15 protein-coding genes are annotated in these 22,670 nt (G+C 52.8%); 6 read left to right on the forward strand and 9 right to left on the reverse strand.

Features of this window, described 5'->3' with window-relative positions; genetic code table 11:
• Positions 1-129: 129 nt before the first annotated feature.
• The 3 genes from HPY30_12775 to HPY30_12785 all read left to right on the forward strand — a co-directional run bounded on the left by HPY30_12775 (position 130) and on the right by HPY30_12785 (position 4,012).
• Positions 130-630 carry a nitrous oxide reductase accessory protein NosL gene (locus tag HPY30_12775; GenBank protein ID QYZ66782.1) on the forward strand — a complete coding sequence of 167 codons (501 nt, stop codon included), beginning with the start codon at positions 130-132 and terminating at the stop codon, positions 628-630.
• Between the two features lie 123 nt (positions 631-753).
• Positions 754-1,737, forward strand: a complete 984-nt coding sequence (locus tag HPY30_12780; protein QYZ66783.1) for a hypothetical protein — start codon at positions 754-756, stop codon at positions 1,735-1,737.
• Positions 1,738-2,530: 793 nt separating this feature from the next.
• The gene (locus tag HPY30_12785) at positions 2,531-4,012 is read left to right on the forward strand and encodes a radical SAM protein (GenBank protein ID QYZ66784.1); all 1,482 of its coding nucleotides are present in this window, start codon (positions 2,531-2,533) and stop codon (positions 4,010-4,012) included.
• Positions 4,013-4,112: 100 nt separating this feature from the next.
• Here the strand turns inward: HPY30_12785 and HPY30_12790 are convergent, their stop codons facing one another.
• From HPY30_12790 to HPY30_12810, 5 genes are all read right to left on the reverse strand, one after another.
• Positions 4,113-4,862 (reverse strand): 1-acyl-sn-glycerol-3-phosphate acyltransferase, encoded by a 750-nt coding sequence (locus HPY30_12790; GenBank protein QYZ66785.1) that lies wholly within the window; start codon positions 4,860-4,862, stop codon positions 4,113-4,115.
• Between the two features lie 139 nt (positions 4,863-5,001).
• Positions 5,002-8,151, reverse strand: coding sequence for an efflux RND transporter permease subunit (locus tag HPY30_12795; protein ID QYZ68034.1), 3,150 nt, complete (start codon positions 8,149-8,151; stop codon positions 5,002-5,004).
• Between the two features lie 105 nt (positions 8,152-8,256).
• Positions 8,257-9,444, reverse strand: a complete 1,188-nt coding sequence (locus HPY30_12800; GenBank protein ID QYZ66786.1) for an efflux RND transporter periplasmic adaptor subunit — start codon at positions 9,442-9,444, stop codon at positions 8,257-8,259.
• Between the two features lie 269 nt (positions 9,445-9,713).
• The gene (locus tag HPY30_12805; protein ID QYZ66787.1) at positions 9,714-11,654 is read right to left on the reverse strand and encodes an EAL domain-containing protein; all 1,941 of its coding nucleotides are present in this window, start codon (positions 11,652-11,654) and stop codon (positions 9,714-9,716) included.
• A 128-nt stretch (positions 11,655-11,782) separates the two neighbouring features.
• Complete coding sequence (locus HPY30_12810; protein ID QYZ66788.1) at positions 11,783-14,659, reverse strand: AMP-binding protein; 2,877 nt, start codon at positions 14,657-14,659, stop codon at positions 11,783-11,785.
• A 218-nt stretch (positions 14,660-14,877) separates the two neighbouring features.
• Here HPY30_12810 and HPY30_12815 point away from each other — a divergent pair, with 218 nt between their 5' ends.
• Both HPY30_12815 and HPY30_12820 read left to right on the forward strand, forming a co-directional pair.
• Positions 14,878-17,934: an EAL domain-containing protein gene (locus HPY30_12815; protein QYZ66789.1), complete on the forward strand. Its 3,057-nt coding sequence runs from the start codon at positions 14,878-14,880 to the stop codon at positions 17,932-17,934.
• A gap of 346 nt (positions 17,935-18,280) precedes the next feature.
• A complete protein-coding gene (locus HPY30_12820) occupies positions 18,281-18,910 on the forward strand; it encodes a metallophosphoesterase family protein (GenBank protein QYZ66790.1) in 630 nt (209 codons plus the stop codon).
• A 30-nt stretch (positions 18,911-18,940) separates the two neighbouring features.
• On the opposite strand, the gene HPY30_12825 is transcribed toward HPY30_12820, so the two are convergent.
• From HPY30_12825 to HPY30_12835, 3 genes are read right to left on the reverse strand one after another with little or no spacing between them, the layout of a single operon-like run.
• Positions 18,941-19,522: a TMEM165/GDT1 family protein gene (locus HPY30_12825; protein ID QYZ66791.1), complete on the reverse strand. Its 582-nt coding sequence runs from the start codon at positions 19,520-19,522 to the stop codon at positions 18,941-18,943.
• Between the two features lie 20 nt (positions 19,523-19,542).
• Positions 19,543-19,977 (reverse strand): hypothetical protein, encoded by a 435-nt coding sequence (locus HPY30_12830; GenBank protein ID QYZ66792.1) that lies wholly within the window; start codon positions 19,975-19,977, stop codon positions 19,543-19,545.
• Between the two features lie 47 nt (positions 19,978-20,024).
• Positions 20,025-20,621 (reverse strand): Arc family DNA-binding protein, encoded by a 597-nt coding sequence (locus HPY30_12835; protein ID QYZ66793.1) that lies wholly within the window; start codon positions 20,619-20,621, stop codon positions 20,025-20,027.
• A 549-nt stretch (positions 20,622-21,170) separates the two neighbouring features.
• On the opposite strand from HPY30_12835, the gene HPY30_12840 reads away from it, so the two are divergent.
• Positions 21,171-21,578: a hemerythrin family protein gene (locus HPY30_12840; protein QYZ66794.1), complete on the forward strand. Its 408-nt coding sequence runs from the start codon at positions 21,171-21,173 to the stop codon at positions 21,576-21,578.
• A gap of 219 nt (positions 21,579-21,797) precedes the next feature.
• Here the strand turns inward: HPY30_12840 and HPY30_12845 are convergent, their stop codons facing one another.
• Positions 21,798-22,664 carry a hypothetical protein gene (locus HPY30_12845; protein QYZ66795.1) on the reverse strand — a complete coding sequence of 289 codons (867 nt, stop codon included), beginning with the start codon at positions 22,662-22,664 and terminating at the stop codon, positions 21,798-21,800.
• Between the last annotated feature and the right edge of the window lie 6 nt (positions 22,665-22,670).

The following is a 22,670-nucleotide window of genomic DNA, read 5'->3' on the forward strand; positions in this document are numbered from 1 at the left end:
CCTGCGAGATAAAATACCGATCTCACAGTCCTTGTGAAATTTATATCTCCTCATAGTTTTCTGAAAATATTGAAGGAGCGGCGTGGCGCTGCTCCTTCAATCGAATGATATGCCTGAGATGGAAATGTTATGAACATTGATAACAGAGCCTTTCCAATAATTATTCTGGTTGTGATGTTGCTGGCACAACCTGCTATTTCAGGACCAGTCGACCTGCCAAAACCTGGCCTGACAGATATCTGCCCAGTATGCGGCATGTTTGTCGCAAAGTATCCTGAATGGGTGGCAACAGTACGCTACAAGGATGGCCATGCGCATCATTTCGACGGTGCAAAAGATCTCTTCAAATATCTGCTGGATTTACCGAAGTGGGCGCCGGGGCACCAAGCTGAAAACATCGATTCAATTGGCGTCACGGAGTATTACGGTTTGGCGCTCATCGATGCGCATGAGGCTTTCTACGTAATCGGTTCAGATGTGTTGGGGCCAATGGGGCACGAGTTGATTCCTCTGGAAACAAAAGAAGATGCGGAGGAGTTTCTGAAGGATCATAAGGGTGTAAGCATTATTCGTTTCGGGCAGGTTACCGAGGAGATGTTGATAAAACTGGATAATGGAATTTTTGAATAATTTGACGACCTGTTTGTGGTTTGAGGTCTCCCTCTGCGGTCGGGATGACAGTGAGACGGCTAATCAGAGGTTTCCCAATTAAAATATCAGATTCCGCTGGCTTCTGCGTTATGCTGGAGGTGTATGGAAAATAATCTGAACATCACAAATGGCGATAGTGCGATACCCGCAATGAAAGAAGCCGGGGTTCAAGGTGACTTTCTTCCCTGGCGTGACGTTCTGCACGATGGTCCAGTACCTGCTGACTTGCCACTGGAAAAGCTTTCCAGGTCACGCGCGCAGTTTATTATCGATCAGGGCTGGGGCGATCCTAAAGCCATTAATGAGAGTTTCGTCCAAAGGGATGAAACACTTTGCCGATATCGAAACTACTCAAAGGTCATATTGTGGTTTGAACATGATCTATATGATCAATTACAGATTTTGCAGATCCTGGACTGGTTTTCGGACAATCCTCCTGAAGAGACAAAGCTGACGATTATCTGTACAGAACAATATCTGGGGATGGCAACCCCGGATCAGATGAAAGGATTATTAAGATTTGAAGAGATCATTACTGAAGAGCACTTGTCTTTGGCAAAAAAGGCGTGGGCTGCATTTAGGTCACCACTCCCGATAAGGTGGCAACGCCTTCTGGAAGAGGATACATCGATATTGCCTTTTCTCAGAGGTGCAATTCTGAGACTGCTTCAAGAGTATCCGGATTGTAAGAGTGGGTTATCCCGCACCGCTTCTATAGCCTTGGATATTATCTCGAAAGGCGAAAAAAAACCTGGGAAAGTATTTGGATGTTACCAGGAGACTGAAGAACGAAGGTTTATGGGTGATTCAAGCTTTTGGGACATCCTGAATAAATTGTTGGAATCCAACCCTCCTTTGCTGGAATTATCGACAGGAACACAACTGAGTTCACCGCCCGGACCAGAGCCGGTGCTTTCTATAACGGCAGCAGGAAATGCGGTATTAGCCGGAGAGCGAAGCTGGCTGGATATAACTGAATTGGATCGATGGGTCGGTGGAGTCTATTTAACGCCAACAAATATATGGTGCTGGAATGCTGAATCGCATAGGTTAAGCTGTACCTCAGACAGCAATGGTCATGTCTGAACCTTTAAAAAGCCTCTACAGTACTGAACTTATTGCTTAGTTTCAGGATGGAAGGCCAATAAAGATTCGCTCAATAAACCGTTCTGAAGTTTTGCTCCAGAAAAAAATAACGAACTTCACAAAAAACGAAATTAGTGTTTGTCCAGAAAGCCCTGTCTAAGCACAAAGAACACGAAGGTAAGGGATTGATTATCAGTAAATTTTCTCGTGACATTCGCATCTCTGCGATCTTTGTCTTTCACTGGGTGTTATTTAGAAGATCGCAAATTAAGAATTGTCAATGCCTATATTTTACGATTGTAGACAATAGGAACCATCGGGAAAGGGCAGCAAAAGCCATAATTCCAGCTTGAGCCGTATTGCTGCCCGCTCCTCGATACTCCTTAAAGACAGACAGTGCAGGTATGAAAATTGGCCCCATGCCCTTACCATTCGTATGGGGTCATTTTTCAACCATTACATATAGCTAATCGAACTACCAGATTGAGCAGTGAGGTATGACGATGAGTACGAAAACTCAAACCCATTTAGATACAGTTGTTTTGATCGCCGCCGTGATTTGGGCCTTGACCGCTTTGGTTGTTCTGATCATATAAGCTAACTGTTCAAACCCATTTCAGATGATAGGGATCCAGTGTGAAAAGATATGGGCACGCTGGAGAGCAATCTTTGCCGATCGTTTTCCACATATGGATATCACCCTGCCATACGAATAGCGTTGGTTATTAAGTTGTGGATTTCGCTATACTGAACCGAGTTTACGGTCGGAAATCAGTCCCTAAGAATTCACAAAATGCGCGTTCTCTTCATCTACTCAAACCACGTTCGTGATCTCCTGCCCGCGCCGCCGGTCGGGTTGAGTTATGTGGCCAGCGCCACGCAGGATGCTGGGCACGATGTCGAGTTTGTCGACATGCTGGTTAATGAACGTGGCCTGCAGCAACTGCGAGCTACGCTGGAACACTTTCAGCCCCAGGTGGTGGCTATTTCGGTACGTAATATCGATAACGTGGTACATCAGCGCCTATTGACCCACCTGGAAGTATTGGCGCAGCAAATCTCATTGGTCCGGGAGGTCAGCGACGCAAAGATTGTGCTGGGTGGCCCGGCGATATCGATCCTTGGATGCAACGCCCTGAGCCACATCGATGCGGATTTTGCTGTGCTGGGTGAGGGTGAGTCGGTTTTTCCCCAGCTATTGGAAGAGATGGAGGGAGAGGGGGGCTATCGAGAAATTCCCGGTGTCTGCTTTCGGGAATCCACCCGAATTATCCCGGCACAGGCTCAACGTCTACCCGCTTTCGGAGCTTCCGGCATGGAGCGCTGGATCTCCTGGAAACGCTATGAACGCCTGGGCGCAACTTGGCCGATCCAGACCAAGCGGGGATGCCCGCTACATTGTACCTACTGCACCTACCCCACTATCGAGGGCAGGCGTTTTCGCAAGCGTTCTCCACAGGATGTGGTGGCAGAGATGCGGGAAGTGAAAAGGGTGAAAAATCCCCGCTGCTTCGAGTTCATCGACTCGGTCTTCAACTCTCCGGAAAGTTACGCTATCGAACTCTGCGAAGAGATCATCCGTTCGGGTTTGAAGGTGAATTTGACCACCATGGGGGTCAATCCACGCCATCTCTCCGATGAATTACTGACTCTGATGAAGCGGGCTGGATTCAACTCAATGATGGTGACACCGGAGAGCGCGAGTGATCGTATTCTCGACTCCATGCGCAAGGGATTTGATGTCGAGGCAGTCCGCCAGTGTGCCGGGCGGGTGCGACGTTCAGGTATCCCGAGCATGTGGTTTTTCATGCTTGGTGCGCCGGGTGAGACCAAGGAGACTGCCGAGGAGACTGTCTCATTTGTGGAGTCTCATCTGAACTGGAAAAGCTGCCTGCCGATGTTCACCACCGGCATCCGCATACTGCCCGGCACAGAGTTGGCTGAACAGTCGTTTCAGACAGGATATCTGCCCAAGAACATGGATCTTGCTCAATCGGTTTTTTATTTCTCCCCGGCGGTTTCAGAAGAGTGGCTGTTACGCCGGGTGAATCAGGCGGTATCGGTTTGTCCTAATGTTGTCCATGCGGCGGAAGACCCATCCAGCAGCCCAATGACTGTGCGTGCTTTCAGGCTCTTGCACATGATGGGCGTGGCGCCACCTTATTGGCGATTCTTCTCCCGCTTTCTCTCGCTCAGTCCCGTGCATCGAGGCCGGGTGAGACAGATTGCCAGCGGGAAGTTGCAGTTCCAGCTTTCGGAAGCGGGAGACAGTTGACCTATTAACCCAGGTTTCGGCGTTCAAGCCACCTAAAAAGTCGAAGGGTGGCGTTTGTTTCCTCGGTAGGGTGCGCACGGTGCACCCTACGTCCCCTGTTTCAATCAAGATATTTCTCCTGCCAGAGCTGATATTTTTCATACACAAATTGGCAGTATGATTCCTTATCTTCAAACTGCTCGGGTTGGATTGCATCGTACAGATAGTAATTAACCCGGTTGTTTTTCGTCAGCATGAATTCAACTATCTTTTCCGGCAGTGACTGGTCGCCCCAATGAAAGTCATCCTGTGATTCATAGTGTAGATAGACCGGTAAAATCGGAATGCCGGTGCGTTTCGAAATATCAAAGATGCCGTAACGAAAATCATCGTGCAAACGTTTCCCTTTGATGCCGCCTTCAGGGTAGATAGCAATATTGAGGCCATTGCGCAGTGCATTGGCAATCTCTTCGGTAACATTCTTGCGGGACTCTTTGGATTCCCTGCGAACAAAAAGTGTTCCTGCCGCTGCACTTATTCTGCCTGTGATCCACCAGTCACGCACTTCAATCTTGGCGACGGAATGGACGTCGAACAGAGAAGGAATACCTATGTCCTCAAAGGCGGAGGGGTGATTTGCAATCAGAATAAACTGCTTTGGCAACGGGTGTTGGTTCTTCTGATGCAGGCGCAGATCGACACCCAATGCATGTACGAAGGCACCGGACCACAGCCTGAACAGGTGTATATACCAGCGCCGGGGCTCTGCGCGTGCCGGAAGATATGAGAGTGGATAGAGCAGCAACGTAAGCAGGATCAGTTCAATCCAGCCCAACAACATCCAGGTTACGCGTAAGACAATACGAATCATCTGTTATTCCTATGGCTGCATGTCCTCCAGTCATACTTTCCACTATAGGATAATTTGCAGGTGCCGCTGTAGGCCGGTACTCAATTCATCCGGTAGGGTACGCAGGTTGCACCCTACGTTCTGTGCTTCTTAGACCCATTCATTCATCCCGAGCCGCTGCGATCTCTTTCAGGCTCTCAGCAGCATTGACACAACCCATCGGGATAACGATCAGCGTGAGTGCGGTGGAGACGAAGACACCGAACATCAAGGCGATCGCCATGCCCTGGAATATGGAGTCGGTGATGATTACGCTGGCACCGCCCATCAGGGCGAAGGCAGTGATCATGATGGGACGTGTACGGGCCTTACAGGAGAGCAGAACCGCCTCCCGTACCTCAATCCCTTTACGTACCTCTTCAACCGCGAAGTCCACCAGTAGAATTGAGTTGCGCACGATGATGCCCGCCAGGGCGATGAAGCCGATCATGGAGGTGGCGGTGAACTGGGCGCCGAACAGCCAGTGCCCCGGCACTATGCCAAGAAGAGTCAGGGGGATCGGCGCCATGATGATGGCCGGCACGGTAAAGTTACCGAACATGCCCACCACCAGCATATAGATCAGCACCAGCGCCACGGCAAACGCGGCGCCCATGTCACGGAAGGTCTCATAGGTGACCGTCCACTCCCCTCCCCATTCGAAGGCGGACATGCCGGTGTTGTTCGGCGGGCCTGTCATGGTGCCGGAGAGGGTGACGCCATCCGGTGTCTTGTAGTCCTGCAATTTTTCGTCGATATCGAGCATTGGGTAGATAGGGGCGCCCAAGCGGCCTACCGCATCGCCCACCACGTACTCCAGGGGACGCAGATCCTTGTGATAGATGACCGGTTCCTCCTCGACTTGTACAAAGTGGCCCAGTTCGGCCAGTGGAACACTGCCGCCGCTGGGTATTGCCACCGGCATGTCGCTCAGGGCCTTGGGGTTGGCGCGCAGGGAGAGGGGGGCCTGCATGACGATCCAGGTTGACTCAAGCGCTGATCCGGCGCGCACGTCGGTGATCTGGTAGCCCCCCATGGCAGCCGACAGTGTCTGGATTACCGCGTTGGTTGAGATGCCCTGCATGGAGGCCTTGCGGGTGTTGATCTCAAAACGCCAGGACTGGTAGGGCTCAATCAGATAGTTGTCGACATCCGCCAGGCCGTCGGCAGCATCGAAAAGCTCCGTCATATGACGCGCAACCTCACGGCGGGTTTCATGATCCGGGCCGTAGATCTCCGCCACCACGGATTGCAGAACCGGTGGGCCTGGTGGCATCTCGGCCACAGTGATTCTTGCGCCCATGGCCTGGGCTATCGGGGTCAGTGTTGCCCGCGCTGATTCGGCAATTTCATGACTGGTCCGCTTGCGCGCTTTTTTGTCGAGCAGCTGCACCTGAATCTCCGCTAGCCAGGATTTTTCCCGCAGGTAGTAGTGACGCACCATACCGTTGAAATCGAAGGGGCGGGCAGTCCCTGTGTAGGTCTGCAGCGCAGTGACTTCAGGCACTTTGCGCAACTCCTCCGCCAGCTCTCTGGCCAGGTTACTGGTGGTCGGCAATGCCGTGCCTTCCGGCATGTCGATGATGACCGCGAACTCTGGTTTGTTGTCGAAGGGCAGCATCTTCACTGTCACCGCAGTGGTGTAGAACATGCCGCAGACGGCGAAGAAGACAAGAAACAGGCCTGCAAGGAAGCCCCAGCCGAGCAGCTTGTTGTCGAGCAGGGCGGGAATCAGCTTGCGAAACAGTTTGTCCAGCTTCTCGTTGGAGGCGTGCTCCTTCACCTCGGCTTTTTTCAGTTTCTCCATGGAGGGACGAATACGCATCACCAGATAGGAAGTGAAAGCGAAGGCGGCGAACAGGGAGATCATCATCGCCACCGATCCGAGTACAGGAATCGGCGCCATGTAGGGTCCCATGAGACCGCTGACGAAGGCCATCGGCAGCAGGGCCGCAACCACGGTGAAAGTGGCGAGGATGGTGGGGTTGCCCACCTCTCTTACCGCATCGACAGCGACATTGGTGTCCGGCGAACCCGCGATCAGCCAGCGCCGGTATATATTCTCCACCACCACGATGGCATCATCCACCAGGATGCCGATGGAGAAGATCAGGGCGAAGAGGGAGACCCGGTCGATGCTGAAACCCATGACAAAGGCGGAAAACACAGTCATCAGGATGACCACGGGAATCACAACCGTGACCACGATCGCAGGTTTTAAACCCAGCGCCCACCAGACCAGCAGGGTGACGATGCCGGTTGCCACGACCAGTTTGAACAGCAATTCGTTGACCTTGTCCTGGGCGGTGGCACCATAGTTGCGGGTTACCTCGACCCGGACCTGCTCCGGAATCAGCCGTCCCTTGAGGGAGTCTGCCATCTCCAGGATTGCATTGGCCACGGTGACCCCGTTGGATCCCTCTTTCTTGGCAATGGCGACAGTTATCGCCTGCTCGCCGTCAGCCACTATCTCTTCGCCGCTGGCTTGGGCATAGGCGGGGCCGGTGTAGTAGTTCACATAGTTGTCGATGTCTTCCATCGTGTGGCTGACACGTGCCACATCCCGCACGTAGACGGGTTTGCCGCTGTTCACGCCAACCACCAGGTTTTGCACATCCCGTGCGTTACGCAGGAAGCTCCCGGCATAGACCCGCAGGTTTCGGTTGTCCGCCTCCGCGTTGCCGACTACGTTCTCGGCATTGGCGCCACGGATTACATTTGCAACCTGCTCGGCAGTGACATTGGAGCCGGAGAGCTTGTTGGGCAGTATCTCGACCCGGATCTCATCGCGCTGGCCGCCCACTACAAAACCCTGGCCGGTATTGGGGATCTGCTTGAACTCCTGTAGCAGATTCAGGCCCAGGCGTCTCAGGCTGCCGCCGTCAAGTTCGCTGGACCAGAGGGTAAGGGTTACCACCGGCACATCGTCGATGCCTTTCACTTTGACTAACGGCGGCATCTGAACGCCGCTGGGCATATTGTCGAGGTTTGAGGCAAGTTTGTCGTGCACCTTGACCAGCGAGGGTCCAGTCTCCTCACCGACCTTGAAACGGACGGTGACCACCCCTTCGCCGCGGGCGCTGGCAGAGTAGACATGTTTGACGCCGGGGATCTCGCTCATGATCCGCTCCAGCGGATTGACCGCCATATCCGCCACCTGCTGGGCGCTGGCGCCGGGATAACTCAGAAAGATATCCACCAGCGGCACGGAGATCTGCGGATCCTCCTGCCGGGGGGTGGCCATCAGACCCAGGATGCCCATTGCCAGCATCGCCAGGAAGAGCAGTGGGGAGAGGGGGGAGTGGATGAACGAGCGGGCGGTTTTGCCCGCCAGCCCAAGGTTGTTCTGGTTGGTCTCAGACACGGCAGGCACCTGTTATTGATTGTTGTTCGGAGCTTGTGCGGATTCAGCTGGCGTCATCACCTGAGTGCCTGCACGTAGGCCTGGTGGAGGATTGTTGATCAGCAGGTCGCCTTCCCGAATGCCGGAGAGGACTATCGTGTTGCCGGTGTTGGCCGACTCCCCGAGACGCACCACGCGCAGCTTGGCAATACCCTCGGCATCGACGGCGAAGACCAGTGGCAGTCCGCCTTTCTTACGTACTGCGCTGTTCGGGATGACCAGATTGCTGTTTTGACGTGTGCTCAGGTCGGGAACGCTTACCTCCGCATACTGGCCGACGGTGGTGATTGTGTTGCCGGGCAGATCCAGTTCGAAACGCACCGTATGCTGGGTGCGGTCGGCAACCGGGAAGATGCGGCTGATCCTGGCGTGGATGACGGGATCCGCGCCGTCCAGTCTGACCCCAAGCGACATTCCTTCACTCAGACCAGGACGCAGGCGAACCGGTACGTCGGCCAATACCTGAAAACCTGAAGTCTCACTGTAGACCAGCAGAAGTTGGCCTGGCTGTACTGTGTCACCCACCTCGACATTGACCGATTCAATAACGCCGCTGAAGGGGGCGATGCTGCGGGCATCCCGCAGACTGGCCTGAATCTCCTTGATCTGTGCTTCGGCCTGTTTGTACTGGGTGTTGGCTTGGGCGACCTGGGTCTGGCGGTTAACGACATCGGAGTGGCGTTCGGCCCCCCGATTGCGCATGCCCATCATATTCTGCATCGGGTTGGTAAACGCCTGATCCATCATCGAAGGCATGCCCATACCGCCTGGGGCGGTGCTGCCCGCAGTGGACTGGGGTGATCTGACCTCCCGATGGAGCTGCACGTTAGCGTTGCGCATGGAGGCGAGGGCCGCATCCCTCTGGGCAACAGCCGCATCCAGCTTTGCACGCAGAGCGCTGTCATCAATGCTGATCAGTTCGTTGCCCCGGTTGAACCTGTCACCTTCCTGCCCGGCGATCTGTTGAATGCGCCCCGGGATCTGGGCGGTGAGCTGCGCAGTCTTGCGTGCTGCCACAGTGCCTGCGATATCGATGGTCAAGGGTATCAGTTCACGTTTGACCTTCATGATCTGATAGACCTGTTCAGCTTGCATGGTCAGCGGGCTGAAACTGAGAATGCTGGCCAGAATGGATATCAGCAGGGGCTTCGTGTGCGGCATCGGCTACTCCTCTTTGGGGTCTGATTTCACAGTTTGAAAATTGCCGGCAGGTCTGGTGGATCAGGTTGAGGTAGTGCACCCGGGGAAACCAGTCTCCCGGGAAAAGGGCAGTCTCAGGTGCTTTGCCGCTGCTGACGTATAGTGTCAGTCGGATTGGGACGAACTGCACCCGGATCGAACTTGACGTAGAACGACCCGATTATAGGTAATTTCAGGGCTTATTGGTAATTAGTGAATACTTGTAAAATCCCTGGTTATTCCGGTGTGGATCACGCGGCTGTGGGCTCAATTTTGCTGAGCAGATTATGTAGTGGCACAGGACGGCTGAATAGATAGCCCTGAAAATATTCACACCCTTTCTCCTTAAGGAATGCAAAAGCTTCCGGGGTCTCCACGCCTTCGGCTACGACCTTCAGTCCCATGTGTCTTGCCATGTCAAGAATCGTCTCCACAATGATGGCGTCGTTGGGGTCGGTAGAGATGTCGCGCACGAATGAGCGGTCGATTTTCAGCATTTCCACAGGCAATTGCTTGAGATAGGCCAGTGAAGAGTGGCCGGTACCAAAATCGTCGATAGAGAAACTGATGCCGCACTTTTTCAACTGCTGCATGCGCTCTACTGTCTGTTCAAAATTCTCTATCAGCACATTTTCCGTGATTTCGAAGCGCAGTTGTAAGGGGTTGAACAGACACCCGTTGATAATGTTCTGCACACGCTCGACGAAGTTGGCTTCGCGAAACTGTTTTGGGCTGACGTTCACAGAGAGGGTGATTGGCCTGTGAAATCCGATCTGTGCCATATCCCTGCATGCGGTGGCGAGTACCCAGTCGCCAATCTTATAAATGAGTCCGGTCTCTTCCGCTACGGATATAAATTCATTCGGTGCGATGAGGCCGCGTTCCGGATGGTTCCACCGCAGAAGCGCTTCTGCGCCGATGCATGTACCGGTAATATCCACCTGCAGCTGATAGTAGAGTTCCAACTCACCGGCCACCAAGGCTCTGCGCAGACCCTTTTCGATCTCCAGGCGCTGATGAACAGCTTCCTGCATACTGGGTAGGAAGAAGCGGCTCTGATCCCGTCCCTCTGCCTTGGCGCGGTACATCGCTACATCGGCCTGTTGCAGAAGATCTTCCGGTACAGCGCCATTGATGGGAAACAGGGTGACGCCGACACTGGCACTCAAGTGCAGTTCGTGCTCCTGAACCATGAATGGTTCAGTGAATAAGAGTTGTATCTGCGCTGCGAAATTCTGCACCCAACTGGAGGCTATCTCCCTGCTATCGCCGATCTCAGTGAGCAGAATGACAAACTCGTCACCGCCCAGGCGGGCGACCGTATCTTCATTGCGGATTCGCTGCCGTAGTCGTTGGGCAACTTCCTGCAGCAGTATGTCACCCACCCGGTGCCCGAGAGAGTCGTTGATGTTTTTGAAATGGTCGAGATCGAGAAACAGGATCGCACCAAAGTGTTGATGCCGCTGTGCGCGGGTGATTTCCTGATTGAGGCGGTCTATGAACAGGCGGCGGTTCGGCAGTTGGGTCAGTTCATCATAGTGGGCCTGGTAAATGATCGTCTCTTCAGCGCGTTGCCGTTCATAACGGACTTTTAGTGACTCCTGAATAGACTGGCTGATCCGCCTGGAGGAGGCGATCACCATCACTGTGAAGAGGATGCCCATGATTGTCATGGCGTATCCGACATCTGACTCCAGGGAGAGAAAACGCCAGATCAGCGGTAGCAATGTCAGTAGCAGAAAGGTTGCCGAAGCTGCAAAGATGGAGGAGAGGCTGGTGACTGCTCCGGCAGACATGCCGGCTATGACAAAAACCAGAAGCGCTTGGTAGGCAACATGTTCCAGTGGAAAAAGCAGCAGAGACGCAGTGCCCCATAGTGCGCCGGAGAGAGTGGCGCCGAGGATGGCCAGCTTGCTCCAATGGTCGATCTCATTATCCTGCGTAGGAGTAATGGAGAGAAAATTGCGATAGGTCAGAAAGCGGTAGAGCGTTGTCAGGTAGACAGCAACAAGCCATCCAATGATCGTCGAGTGGTCAATGACCTGCCACAACACGAGGGACAGTATTGAACTGTTGATCAGGATGGCGAGCAGAGAGAACGGCATCGATCGGTAGATCAGCCGGGTCTGCTCTGCTTTTATATTTTGTTCTGCACTAGCGTCCTTTGCCAATTCGCCAGTATTCTGAATCATAGTAATAGTTATATTCGAATTCAGGGTTTGTCTTGGATTAAATGGAGTGATAGTTAAAGCACTCTCCTACTTATATCGGCATGATAGCCCAAAACATGAATTTAATGCGGGCATAGTTCTATTTTTATCTATGGGGTCCAGGAGAGATCCGGTTCTTCGCAAGTTTCGAGTATGACTCGGCGTGTGACATCGCGTAGGTCGATGGCGTCCTGCCACTCATCCCCCGATGGGGTAATGGGTTCCCCCGCGATCACTTTGAGAGGGGTTCTCAGGGGTTTCCAGCGGTTGGCGGGCAACAGTTTTCGACTGCCCTTGAGGGTCACCGGTACTACCGGAACCCTGTTTTGTGTGGCGGTGACAAACGCCCCCAGCCGGAAATGTTGCAGGCCTTCACGGGCGGTAAAGGTGCCTTCGGGAAAAAACAGCAGTGTCTCCCCCTGTTGTGTCTGTTTTGACAGAAAGGATGTGTCGCCGGCTCCACCGCCATGGTCGAAACGCTCGACAAAGAATGTGCCGATACGTCGCAGAAACAGCCGGGGAATGAATTTGTCCAGCAGCTCCGCTTTTGCCACAAAATGAAAGGTGAACGGCACTGCTGCGATCAGAATCAGGCCATCCAGATAACTTGAGTGGTTGACCACCAGTACCGAGACCCGGTTTTCCGGTATATGGTCCAGCCCCTCGACCTGCAGGCGGATGCCGCAGAGTTTCATCAGCAGCCTGGCGCTGTAGTGCATGATGCGGCGACGCAGGCCAGCACCCGGAAGCAGTATCACGAGCGTCCAGACAATCGTGGCACCGACAAGGAACAGGGTCCAGGCATATCCGGCGTAGAGCAACTCGCCTGTTTTGTGTCGCCATCTCTGAAACTGTACCGGCAGACCGGCGGCAATCAGGTCAGCAAACTGCCGCCAGACTGGTGGGCGGCCCTTGATCAGTTCCCCCTGTTCATAAGCTTCACGGCAGGCAGCGCGGCGTATCTTTCCACTCGAGGTCTTGAGTACGGTGTGTGGCGGCACCAGGGCGATGTCGTCCGGTGGAGCATCGATCAGTTGGCTGAGTGAGCGGATGATCTCGGTGCGTAACCGCTCTTGTGTATCCGCTGCCGTCTCCCTGATTTCGGCCATCACTACCACCCCCTCAGTGCCTGTTGCCTCATTCAGGTGACCAAAAACCGCCACGCAGCCCTTGCGGATACCTTCGATCTCTCCAACTTTTTCTTCCACCTCCTGCGGATAGATATTGCGGCCGGCGCGGATGATCATGTCCTTGCTGCGGCCGGTCAGATAGATCTCGTCTCCAACCCGATAGGCCATGTCGCCGGAGTCGAGCCAGTCGCCGTCAAACAGCTTGCGGGAGGCTTTGGGGTTGTGGAAGTATCCACGGGTGGCTGAGGGCCCATGAAACTGCAGGTGGCCCTCCTGTCGATCTGGCAGCACCTGGCCGGTTTTGTCCAGGATACGGATGTCGTGATTCGCCAGTGGTGCACCACAGGCGACGAACTCCAGGGGCTGCTCATCGCTCCCCTCGGCCACAAGCGCCAGACCGGACTCCCGCATCGGGCGGCGCTGAATGCGATCGATAGGGGCAATCCTGCCGAGGGGTGGAAATGCCAGGCCCACGGAACACTCCGCCAAGCCGTAGACCGGCGCCATCGTATTGTTAGCAAAGCCGTAGCTGGAAAAGCGGTTGCTGAAGCGGCGGATGGTCGCAGGGCTAACGGGTTCAGCACCATTGAAAGCCATGCGCCAAGTGCTGAGATCCAGGCCTTCGATCTCCTCATCCCGAACTTTTTTCAGACAGAGTTCATAAGCGAAGTTCGGTGCGGCGGAGAGAGTCCCTTTGTGATCGTGAATCGCCCACAGCCAGCGTTGTGGCCTGACAAGAAACCGCAGGGGTGACATCAGCACCAGGGGAATCCCGAAATAGAGACTGCCGAGCCAGGCGCCGATCAATCCCATGTCGTGATAGAGGGGCAGCCAGCTGACAAAGACGTCTTCTGGAGTGATGGCAACTGCCTCCCCCATAGAGCGGATATTTGCCAGCAGATTGTAGTGGCTTAGCTGTACTCCTTTTGGCGAGCCTGTGCTGCCGGAGGTGTATTGGATAAAGGCGATGTCATTGGGTCGGGAGCGTGGCAGCGGAGTCGAAACAGACTCACGATCGAGATCATTTGATACCAGTATCTGCAGATCCTGATTGAGTAGATTCCTCAACAGGATAGAGACGCTCTTTGCCTCCGGGACGGTGATCAGCATGACCGCGCCGGCATTTTCCAGGATGCGCACATGCCGTTTCAGATGATCTTCGATCTGGGAGAGTCTGACGGGTGGATAGATGGGAACAGGGGTGGCGCCGGCCAACAGAATTCCGAAGAAACTGAAGAGATAGTCAGCCCCTGTGGGCAGCATGATCGCAACTGTTTGATTGGGTTGCAGACCGTGTTCAATCAGGGAGATCGCAACCCTGCGCGCACCCTGCCAGAGTTTTTTGTAACTGATTGGTGTGGGCTGCTCGCTGTCACCATAGAGGAGGATATGAGTGTGGTTGGGGCGCTGTTTACTATGCCATTCAAGTACCTCCGGTAGAGTTACAGCCTGTTCCGGGAGTAGGGCGAGAGATGTGCCTTCTGCGGGTGACTGGGGTAGAGCGCGCATTTTCTCCTGCAGTGTCGGATCTGCGGAGAGGATGTTCTGGAGGATATCCGCCGGTGTTTCGGCCGTTGCGAACAACTGCTCGGGTAACTGTACTGCAAATTGTTGCTCCACCCGGTTCAGCAGTTCAATCCGGCTGAGGCTGTCAAATCCGAGATCACTGTCCAGCCTGTCGGTCAGTTTTGGGTCAGGAAGATTGGCCTGTCCGGGATGAAGCTCAGCCACCAGGCCCTCCACGACGGCTAGCAGCTGCGTGGAGGTCTTTTTTTCATCCAAGTCTTTGATGTCGGAAGTAATGGGCACTGCCTGAAAAAGTCCCGATTTTTTATATGAGTCGGTATATCTAATCATAGTTGGGAATGGATTTGGAGGCAGTGCGTCAGTGAGGTGCTTTGAGTTTTTGTTTGCGTGAGAATCGAAGCTGGAAACAGGTCGGTCCATCTCCGAGAAAAACTGGAGAACTACCTTGGAATTTCACCCTTTTATTTGTAGGAGAAATGTCCAATAATGTCAAAATGTAAAATAGTAATGGACGCGGTACTTTTATGGATATTGGTTTTGGAAAGCGATTGTCCCAACTTGCCGGAGAACAGGATCTTTCTCTCGGCAAACTGGCGGAAGAGTTGAGGGTCTCACGGCAATCGCTGCATAGTTGGCTCAACGGCGGAAATATATCAGCGGCCAAACTCAATCGTCTGGCACAGTATTTTCACGTGAACAAACGATGGCTGGCCGAGGGGGAAGGGGCGCCCACCGGTGAAAATATCGGGCAGGGGATTTATGGGGCACAGGCCAGGGAGCTGATTCAGGATGTGGTCAACAGTGAGGCCCGCTTGAGTCTGGCGGTCAAGGCTGCAGGGCTGATAATCTGGGAATACGATCTTTACTCAGGCGAGTTGCTTTGGGGTGAGGAAATCTGCCAGTACTGTGATACGCCGTTTTCAGAGGCCTACCCAAACATGGATGCCTTGGTTGAGGCCCTCGCAAAGCCAGATCGGGCTGGATTCCGTGAGCTGGTCGAAAGATTGCTGTCCGGTGAACAAAAAGGATACACAGAACTCCCTCTAAATTTCTCCAGTGAAACCGGTATTTTTGGGATTTGGGTTGCCAGTCGTTTCGATAACATGGGGAGACCGAACGGAGTCATCGGCGCGCTCCAGGACATCACCGAGCGTAAGCAAACCGAGTTTGCCCTGCTGGAAAGTGAAGCGCGATACAGTGATCTGGTGGAGGTAAGCAGTGACAGTATTTGTGAAGTGGGGCCAGATGCACGATATACCTATGTGAGCTCAAAAATCGAGGAGCTGCTCGGTTACTCACCCGAGGAGGTAATTGGCAAGACGCCATTTGAATTGATGCCAGAGGGTGAAGCGGAAAGAATGGCGACCGTATTCGATGCAATCGTGGAGGCGGGCAAGCCGTTTAAAAGACTCGAATATGTCAACCGACACAAATCGGGGCGGCTGATGGTTCTTGAGACCAGCGGCATTCCAAAGTTCGACAGAGATGGGGGCTATCTGGGTTATCGGGGAATCGTTCGTGATATTACCGATCGTAAGCAGATGGAAGAGAGTCTGCGCGCCAGTGAACAGAATTTCAGGCAGCTTACTGAGCATATCCGTGAGGTCTTCTGGCTTGTGACTCCCGATTGGCAGAAGATCATCTATGTCAGTCCCGCCTATGAAGAGGTATGGGGCCGTTCATGTGAATCGCTCTATCAGACGCCACTCTCCTGGCTGGACGCAATTCATCCAGATGACCTAGGCAGGGTCTCGGATTACATCACCGAGAAGAGCCAGGGTGATCTGACAGATATCGAATTTCCAGAATATCGCGTCGTACTTCCGGATCGTTCGGTGCGTTGGATCAAAGCTATGGGCTACCCTGTCCGCAATGCCGCAGGGGAAATCTATCGCATTGCCGGTATGGCGGAGGATATTACTGAACGCAAGCAGGACGAGGATGAATTTCGTTTGGCTGCCAGCGTGTTTGACAACGCTTCCGAAGGTATCTTGATTACAGACGTCGATAGCAGGATTCTGCGTGTCAACCGGGCTTTTTCCGGGATGACCGGGTATTCGTCGCAAGATGCAGTTGGTAAAAAAGCAGGGCTCCTGCGCTCCCAGCACCACGAGGATGCCTTCTACCAGAGATTATGGGCAACGCTTACCGCAAAGGGTCACTGGAGCGGCGAGATATGGAACCGGCGCAAGGATGGGGAGGTTTTTCCAGCTTGGCAGAACATTTCCGCCGTTCATGACCAACAGGGGAAAGTTACGCAATATATTGGTATCTTTTCCGATATTTCAGAACAGAAACTCTCTGAGGAAAGGATCTCCCGGCTGGCCCATTTTGATGTACTTACCGATCTGCCCAACCGGCTGTTGTTCAACACGCTCTGTGAGCACGCGCTGCAACAGGCACAGCGTGAAGGCCATCAGGTGGCGGTGCTGTGTCTCGACCTTGACCACTTCAAGCACATTAATGATGCGTTCGGGCATCCGGCCGGTGACAAAGTGCTATGGGAAGTTGGTGCACGCGTTAGATCGATCCTCAGGGAGGAGGATACGGTTGCGCACTTGGGGGGCGACGAATTTGCGGTCATCCTGGAAAGAGTTCCCGATACCGGAGCAGCGGCAGTAGCGGCTGAGAAGATATTGTCGGCGTTCAAGCAGTCCATCCGCATTGGAAGCCAAGCGCTGCAAACGAGTGTGAGTCTGGGGATCAGTGTATTTCCGGAGGACGGGAACGATGTATCGACACTGCTCAAGCATGCAGACACAGCGATGTATCGATCCAAGTCGCAAGAGCGTGGCACGTTCAGTTTCTATCGTAAGGAGATGACAGCAGTCGCATACGAGCGAGTGAAACTCGAGGCGGGCTTGAGAGAGGCGCTCGAACAAGAGCAGTTCAGAGTCTATTACCAACCCAAATACTCTCCAGTGGAGGGAAAAATCGTTGGAGCAGAGGCACTCGTCCGCTGGCTTCATCCCGAAGAGGGTATTATCTCACCCTTACGCTTTATTCCCATTGCGGAAGAGAGCGGCCTGATCATCCCCATTGGTGAATGGGTGCTAAGAACCGCCTGCGCCCAGGCTGCGCAATGGCGGCGAAGTGGACTTGCCATGGAGCACATCGCAGTCAATGTGGCAGGTCCTCAAATGATGCGCGAAAATATCGTTGCCACCGTCGAGGGAATCCTGGCCGAAACCGGTCTTGAATCCGGAGCGCTGGAGATTGAAGTTACCGAAACCTTCATCATGCAGCAGGCCAAAAAGACTATCGGGTCTCTTGAACGGCTGCGTTTAATGGGGGTCAGCTTGGCGATTGATGATTTCGGTACAGGTTATTCATCACTGGCCTACTTGAAGCAACTGCCGATAGATCGTCTAAAAATCGATCGATCGTTTGTGAAAGACATATTGGATGATCAGGAGAACCGCGCGATTACGACGGCTGTGATCTCGCTTGGCCACAGTCTGGGTCTTAAAATTACCGCCGAGGGTATAGAGAATGAGGAGCAGGCACGGTTTCTCTATGCGCTTCGGTGTGATGAGGGGCAAGGATACCTCTACAGTCCACCTGTTCCGGCGGATGAGTTCGAGGTACTTTTAAGAGGGCAGTGAGGCAAACTGCAACCCGATACTGAAAAGAAGCATCGTAGGTATTCAGACACTCACAAGGTGCTTCATGTGGTGCATTGCCATAAATAGCGGTCAGTCTTCTTACTGGTTTACGGCTACCGTTGGCTATTTCAGCAACCGTAGCGGGGGTATGGCAATCTGTCGCTTGACGGCGCTGGTTCAGCAATTTCTCGGCCATTTGTTCGAAGGGTTTGCTGAAAGGGCCTGCCCCAAATCGCTGTCTTCCTCCTACACTTTGAATATAGGCTGCATTGGCCGTCTGTATTGAGTGTAGCCGTGTGGATGCTCCTAAACATTTAAGAGTAGGACTTTGCGCTGGAAAGGTACCTTGAACACTAAGATAGGCATCATCAGCGATCCTCATGCCACGCCAGGGCCAGTTAAAGAGGCGCTGTCTATATTCCGGCAAGAGGGGGTGGAGCATGTCCTCTGCGCTGGCGATATCGCCGGTTATGGTGAGGCGGTGGACGAGACTGTTGAGCTGTTGATGGCGAATGGCTGTGCATGCGTTACAGGCAACCATGAAGCCTGGTATCTCGATCGTGCGGCAGATAAAGAGGATTCATCCACTTATCGCTATCTGAGCGGTCTGCCTGCCTCGTTGGAGATGGTGGTAATGGGCAGGGGATTGTACATGGTGCATGCCAGCCCACCGGATTCTTTCATGGATGGGATCAGGTTGCTGGATGAATACGGTGAACCAATTGACGAGCAGCGGGCTTACTGGACTGGCCGTTTGCAGGGATTTACACACGATGTGTTGGTGGTCGGCCATACTCATCAGGTGTTTGCCGAGCGGCTGGGCGACACCCTGGTGATCAACCCCGGCAGTACTCTGTGTAATCATAGCTGTGCTGTTGTAAGTTTTCCCAAGCTGCAGGTCGAGTGGTTTGCCTTGTCCGGCCAGACCCTGCTGAAGTCATGGAACTGGGGGATGAATCAGTTCAGTCAGGGATAAAACGAGAGATTGAGACAGGTTAGAGTTACCTCAGACTAGTGCTCGCCATGCAGCCATCAAAGCGAACATCATGAATAATCCACCACTTAGCCGCTGCAGCCAAAGAAGCGGCACGCGTTGCAACAGCGTACGTCCTGCCCAGACCCCAAGTGCTGTAACCAATATCAGGGCAGCTGTTGCCCCCAGCCACACAGGCCAAGGTGCCATACTGCCAGCCAAGCCTGCCACCGCGATCTGGGTCTTGTCACCAAATTCCGCCACCAGGATCAAAAGCAGAGTTGTGTAGAAAATGCCGTGGCCTGGTTTTTCCTCCACCTTTTTCGACTCATCCTCATCCTTGTGAAGAAGGGTGTGAATACCGAAGACACCGAACATCACCGCTACAACGCCAGCAAGAATGCGCTCAGGAAGCCATGCTGCAACACCTGCGCCGAACAAAACCGCGAGTGTATTCAATACGAGAAATGCCAACGTAGCACCGAGCAGTACGGGCCAATGGCGGTGGCGTGTTGCCAAAGTCATACACACTAGCTGACTCTTATCTCCGATCTCCGCCAAGGCGATGAGGGTAAACGACGATAAGGCAGCAGAAAACGATTCAGGAGGGATCATGGCTGCATGCGCCAATTCAGTCAGGATAATATGTGCTCTAATTCCTGTTTAGAGAAACCGGCATCCTCTCCGTACTCCTGTCTCAGATCCTTATCTGCAAGATCTCTGGCATTGGGTTTGTCATGGCTGTTTTCAAGATGGAAATCGTACCTGTCCCGTAGGTAGCGGTGGCGCTTCCAGGCACTTCTTTGGGCAACGGCTACTGTGGTTGACTGTTGGGCCCGCAGAGATTTTACGGCACTATTACCCGGCTTCCTCTTTTTGTTCTTTCCGGTTTGTTTATCCTTAACTTGGTGGCGCAGGGCCTCAATTGTGTTATTGCAGTGTTTGAGTTCAGCCTCCAGTCGTTTGATCCTCTGTTTTAGATCTCTGACGCCGTCCTTATTCTCTACGGCGTCCAGTACGCGAACCTTGTCTTTTTTCTTTAGCTTTTTCTTTTCTTTCTTTTTCATCATGCATTCAACCTGATAAACATGCCCTGTTCCAATGCGCCAAAAGTTGTCTATTCTTCCTCTTGAAGACCTGGATTGTAGAGCCAGAACGGATCGCGCAATTTTGAGTTTTTCCAGATTTGCTCTTCATTGGCGGCAAGGTAGTCCTCAAACTGATTGATGGCGTAGATGATCAGATTTTTGTTCCTTCTAGCTTCAGCAAAAACAATTAGTTGGGCTTTGGTTAATGCGTCTTGGTCAAGTGACGCCATTGCAGCGTGGGCTGCTTTTGCTCCTGCACTCTCAGGGCCAACCATCGAAACTAACTCTTCCATGCCTGGTGACGACGGCTGCCCCGCCCATTCATTGAATTCATCCAAGTAGTGGCTTAATCTGCGCTCATCAATGTCATATGACGTGAGTTCAGCAATCCGAATGAGATGAAAAAGACGTCGGTAAAGAGATGACACCAAGCGCTCTTGGGTCATCTTTACTGCATCAAGGGCATCGGTGAACTCAGGTTCATCGCTCTTCTGTTCGAATGATTCGGAGAGGCGAGCGATGATTTCGCGCTTCATTGAGCGGCCAGATCCTTCGGTTGCCTTAAGGAGCTTGGTATGTAAGGCTTTTGGCAGGCGAAGCGCTGTTTTTTGTATCTCTTTTGACATGTTAGCGATATTAGCAGAAGGCTGGCTGAAGTTTCCATTTTGCTTCCCAGGCCAGAATCCAAACTAGTCGAATTGCTACCCCGGCAGCTACCTCAATAACGAGGGGCCTAGCGATTTCTCGCTAAGTCATTGTTTCGTATGGATAAATATGCGATTTTGTCATGCCAGAAATCCCACCTATATCACACCATTCAGAGGCACCTTCGGATTATCCGAACCGGCGCTAGAAACTTAACTTGCTTGTGGGTCGCCTCTTTGCTATCTCTAGTGTCTATCGGTATAGGGGTCTGCAAGTGGGTCTGAAACTCGGATTCCAAACGGTTTCACTGTGGTCTGGCTGTGATTGATCAATGGGTTGCGGACATGGATAAAAACACTAAACCGTAGTTCAGCTTCAAAAATTACACGGGTATCCAGCTGGCGTGAGGTGCTGAAAAAGGGAGGGTACCTGGAAATCTGAGATTTTTATGTTTTTGTTATTTAACTTAATACGTTACTGATTAAATCTGGTTTGAGTTGTATACCCAATGATTATTGAGAGGGAAGAGTATGCCGATCGTTACCTGGTGTGATGAATATAGTGTCAATGTCGAGGAAATAGATATTCAGCATCAGAAGATGCTTGAACTTGTAAATCATCTACACTCTGCAGTGGAAGCCCGTATCGATAAAAATGATCTAAAGACTTTGTTGGTTGATCTGGTGGAATTTACGAGATTGCATTTCTCAACTGAAGAGCAGTTGATGAAAAAACATGATTATCCTGGATTTGCAAAGCATCATCGAGAGCACAGAATATTACTTCAGCATCTGGGCCATCTGGTGACTGCTGTATCAAATGGGGAGTATCCTACCTTTTACTCCGACTATGATGTTTCCAATGATTGGGCACTGCTCCATATAACTGATTTTGATATAAGCTTGGGTGCTTTTCTGAATTCCAAGAACGTTTATTGAATTCAGAAAGGGGGATTACATCTCTATCGAGGTGAGACTCCAACTCAGCTTTGAGGGTGGCCTCAGTCAGTTGCTTGATGAGTGGAGTAAGGCTGTTGGCCCGCATGTTGGGTGACCTACCATGCATTGGCCTCACCACCACATTCCCTGGATTGCTCATATGCAGCCATCAATTTAAAAGCAGCCGGTTCGTCGCTCATCTTCCTACCTCATACTCCTTCACTCGAGCTCCGCCGAAAGAAGAAGAATGGCGGCGAGCGCTCTCGAAATTTCAGGATTTCCCTGGTGTGCGTGGAGGAGGACTTGAATCTCGGTTCGGAATCTGTCATTTATCAAAGGGTGCAGCTGAGTCATCAAACTGCCCCAGGCCCAATCTGGAAATGACGTGAGCAACTGTGCCGCTCTGCTTTCCGGGGAAAAGAGGCGTTCCATCGCGTCGATGCCTGACTCGAGGCCACGGGAGCGGATGCGGTTGTCCCACCCTTTGAGCAATATGGCGAGCCACTGCTCCGCTTGCTCGCGAGAGGGTCGTCCTGTGAAGATGGCTTCAGTATCAGGGACTGGCATCCTCGTTGGACCCGGTAATCTTCGCGGCTTGTTGACGATGGCTGTGAGAGAACCGGATGGCACGAACGCTGGCCACGACCTGTTCAACTCTCTACAGAGCCTCTCCACGAGAGCTTGCTCACCCAGAATGTCTCGCGTGTCGATTACCTCACCGTAGGTGTCATCCCAGAATTCGATAACTGATTGTAGTTCGAGGAAATCAGAAGGGCTCATCTGTGGATGGAGGACTAGTATTGTCGGGCGAGAGCTTTTTCTGGCCACCTGCAACTCCAGAGATACGGCGTCAGATCCGAGGCTGTTCCTGCTAACGAGGCAGAGCAGAGCGTCCGTGTGTGGAATCACCGACAGGTAGTGGCGTTCCATGAGCTCTTCGAGTTCAGGAAAGTGGCAATGCGTGAGGTACACGTAGAGATCGGGCCACGCCTTGTATAGCCATTCCGACAGTGCATAGGCTGCATGTTGGTCGCTATGGCTGTGAGCCAGGAGGATCACGCCTTTCTCTTCGTCGATGCTAAGCACTCACAT

This window comes from Gammaproteobacteria bacterium (ex Lamellibrachia satsuma) (genome assembly GCA_019623805.1).
GTDB lineage: Bacteria > Pseudomonadota > Gammaproteobacteria > Chromatiales > Chromatiaceae > QGON01.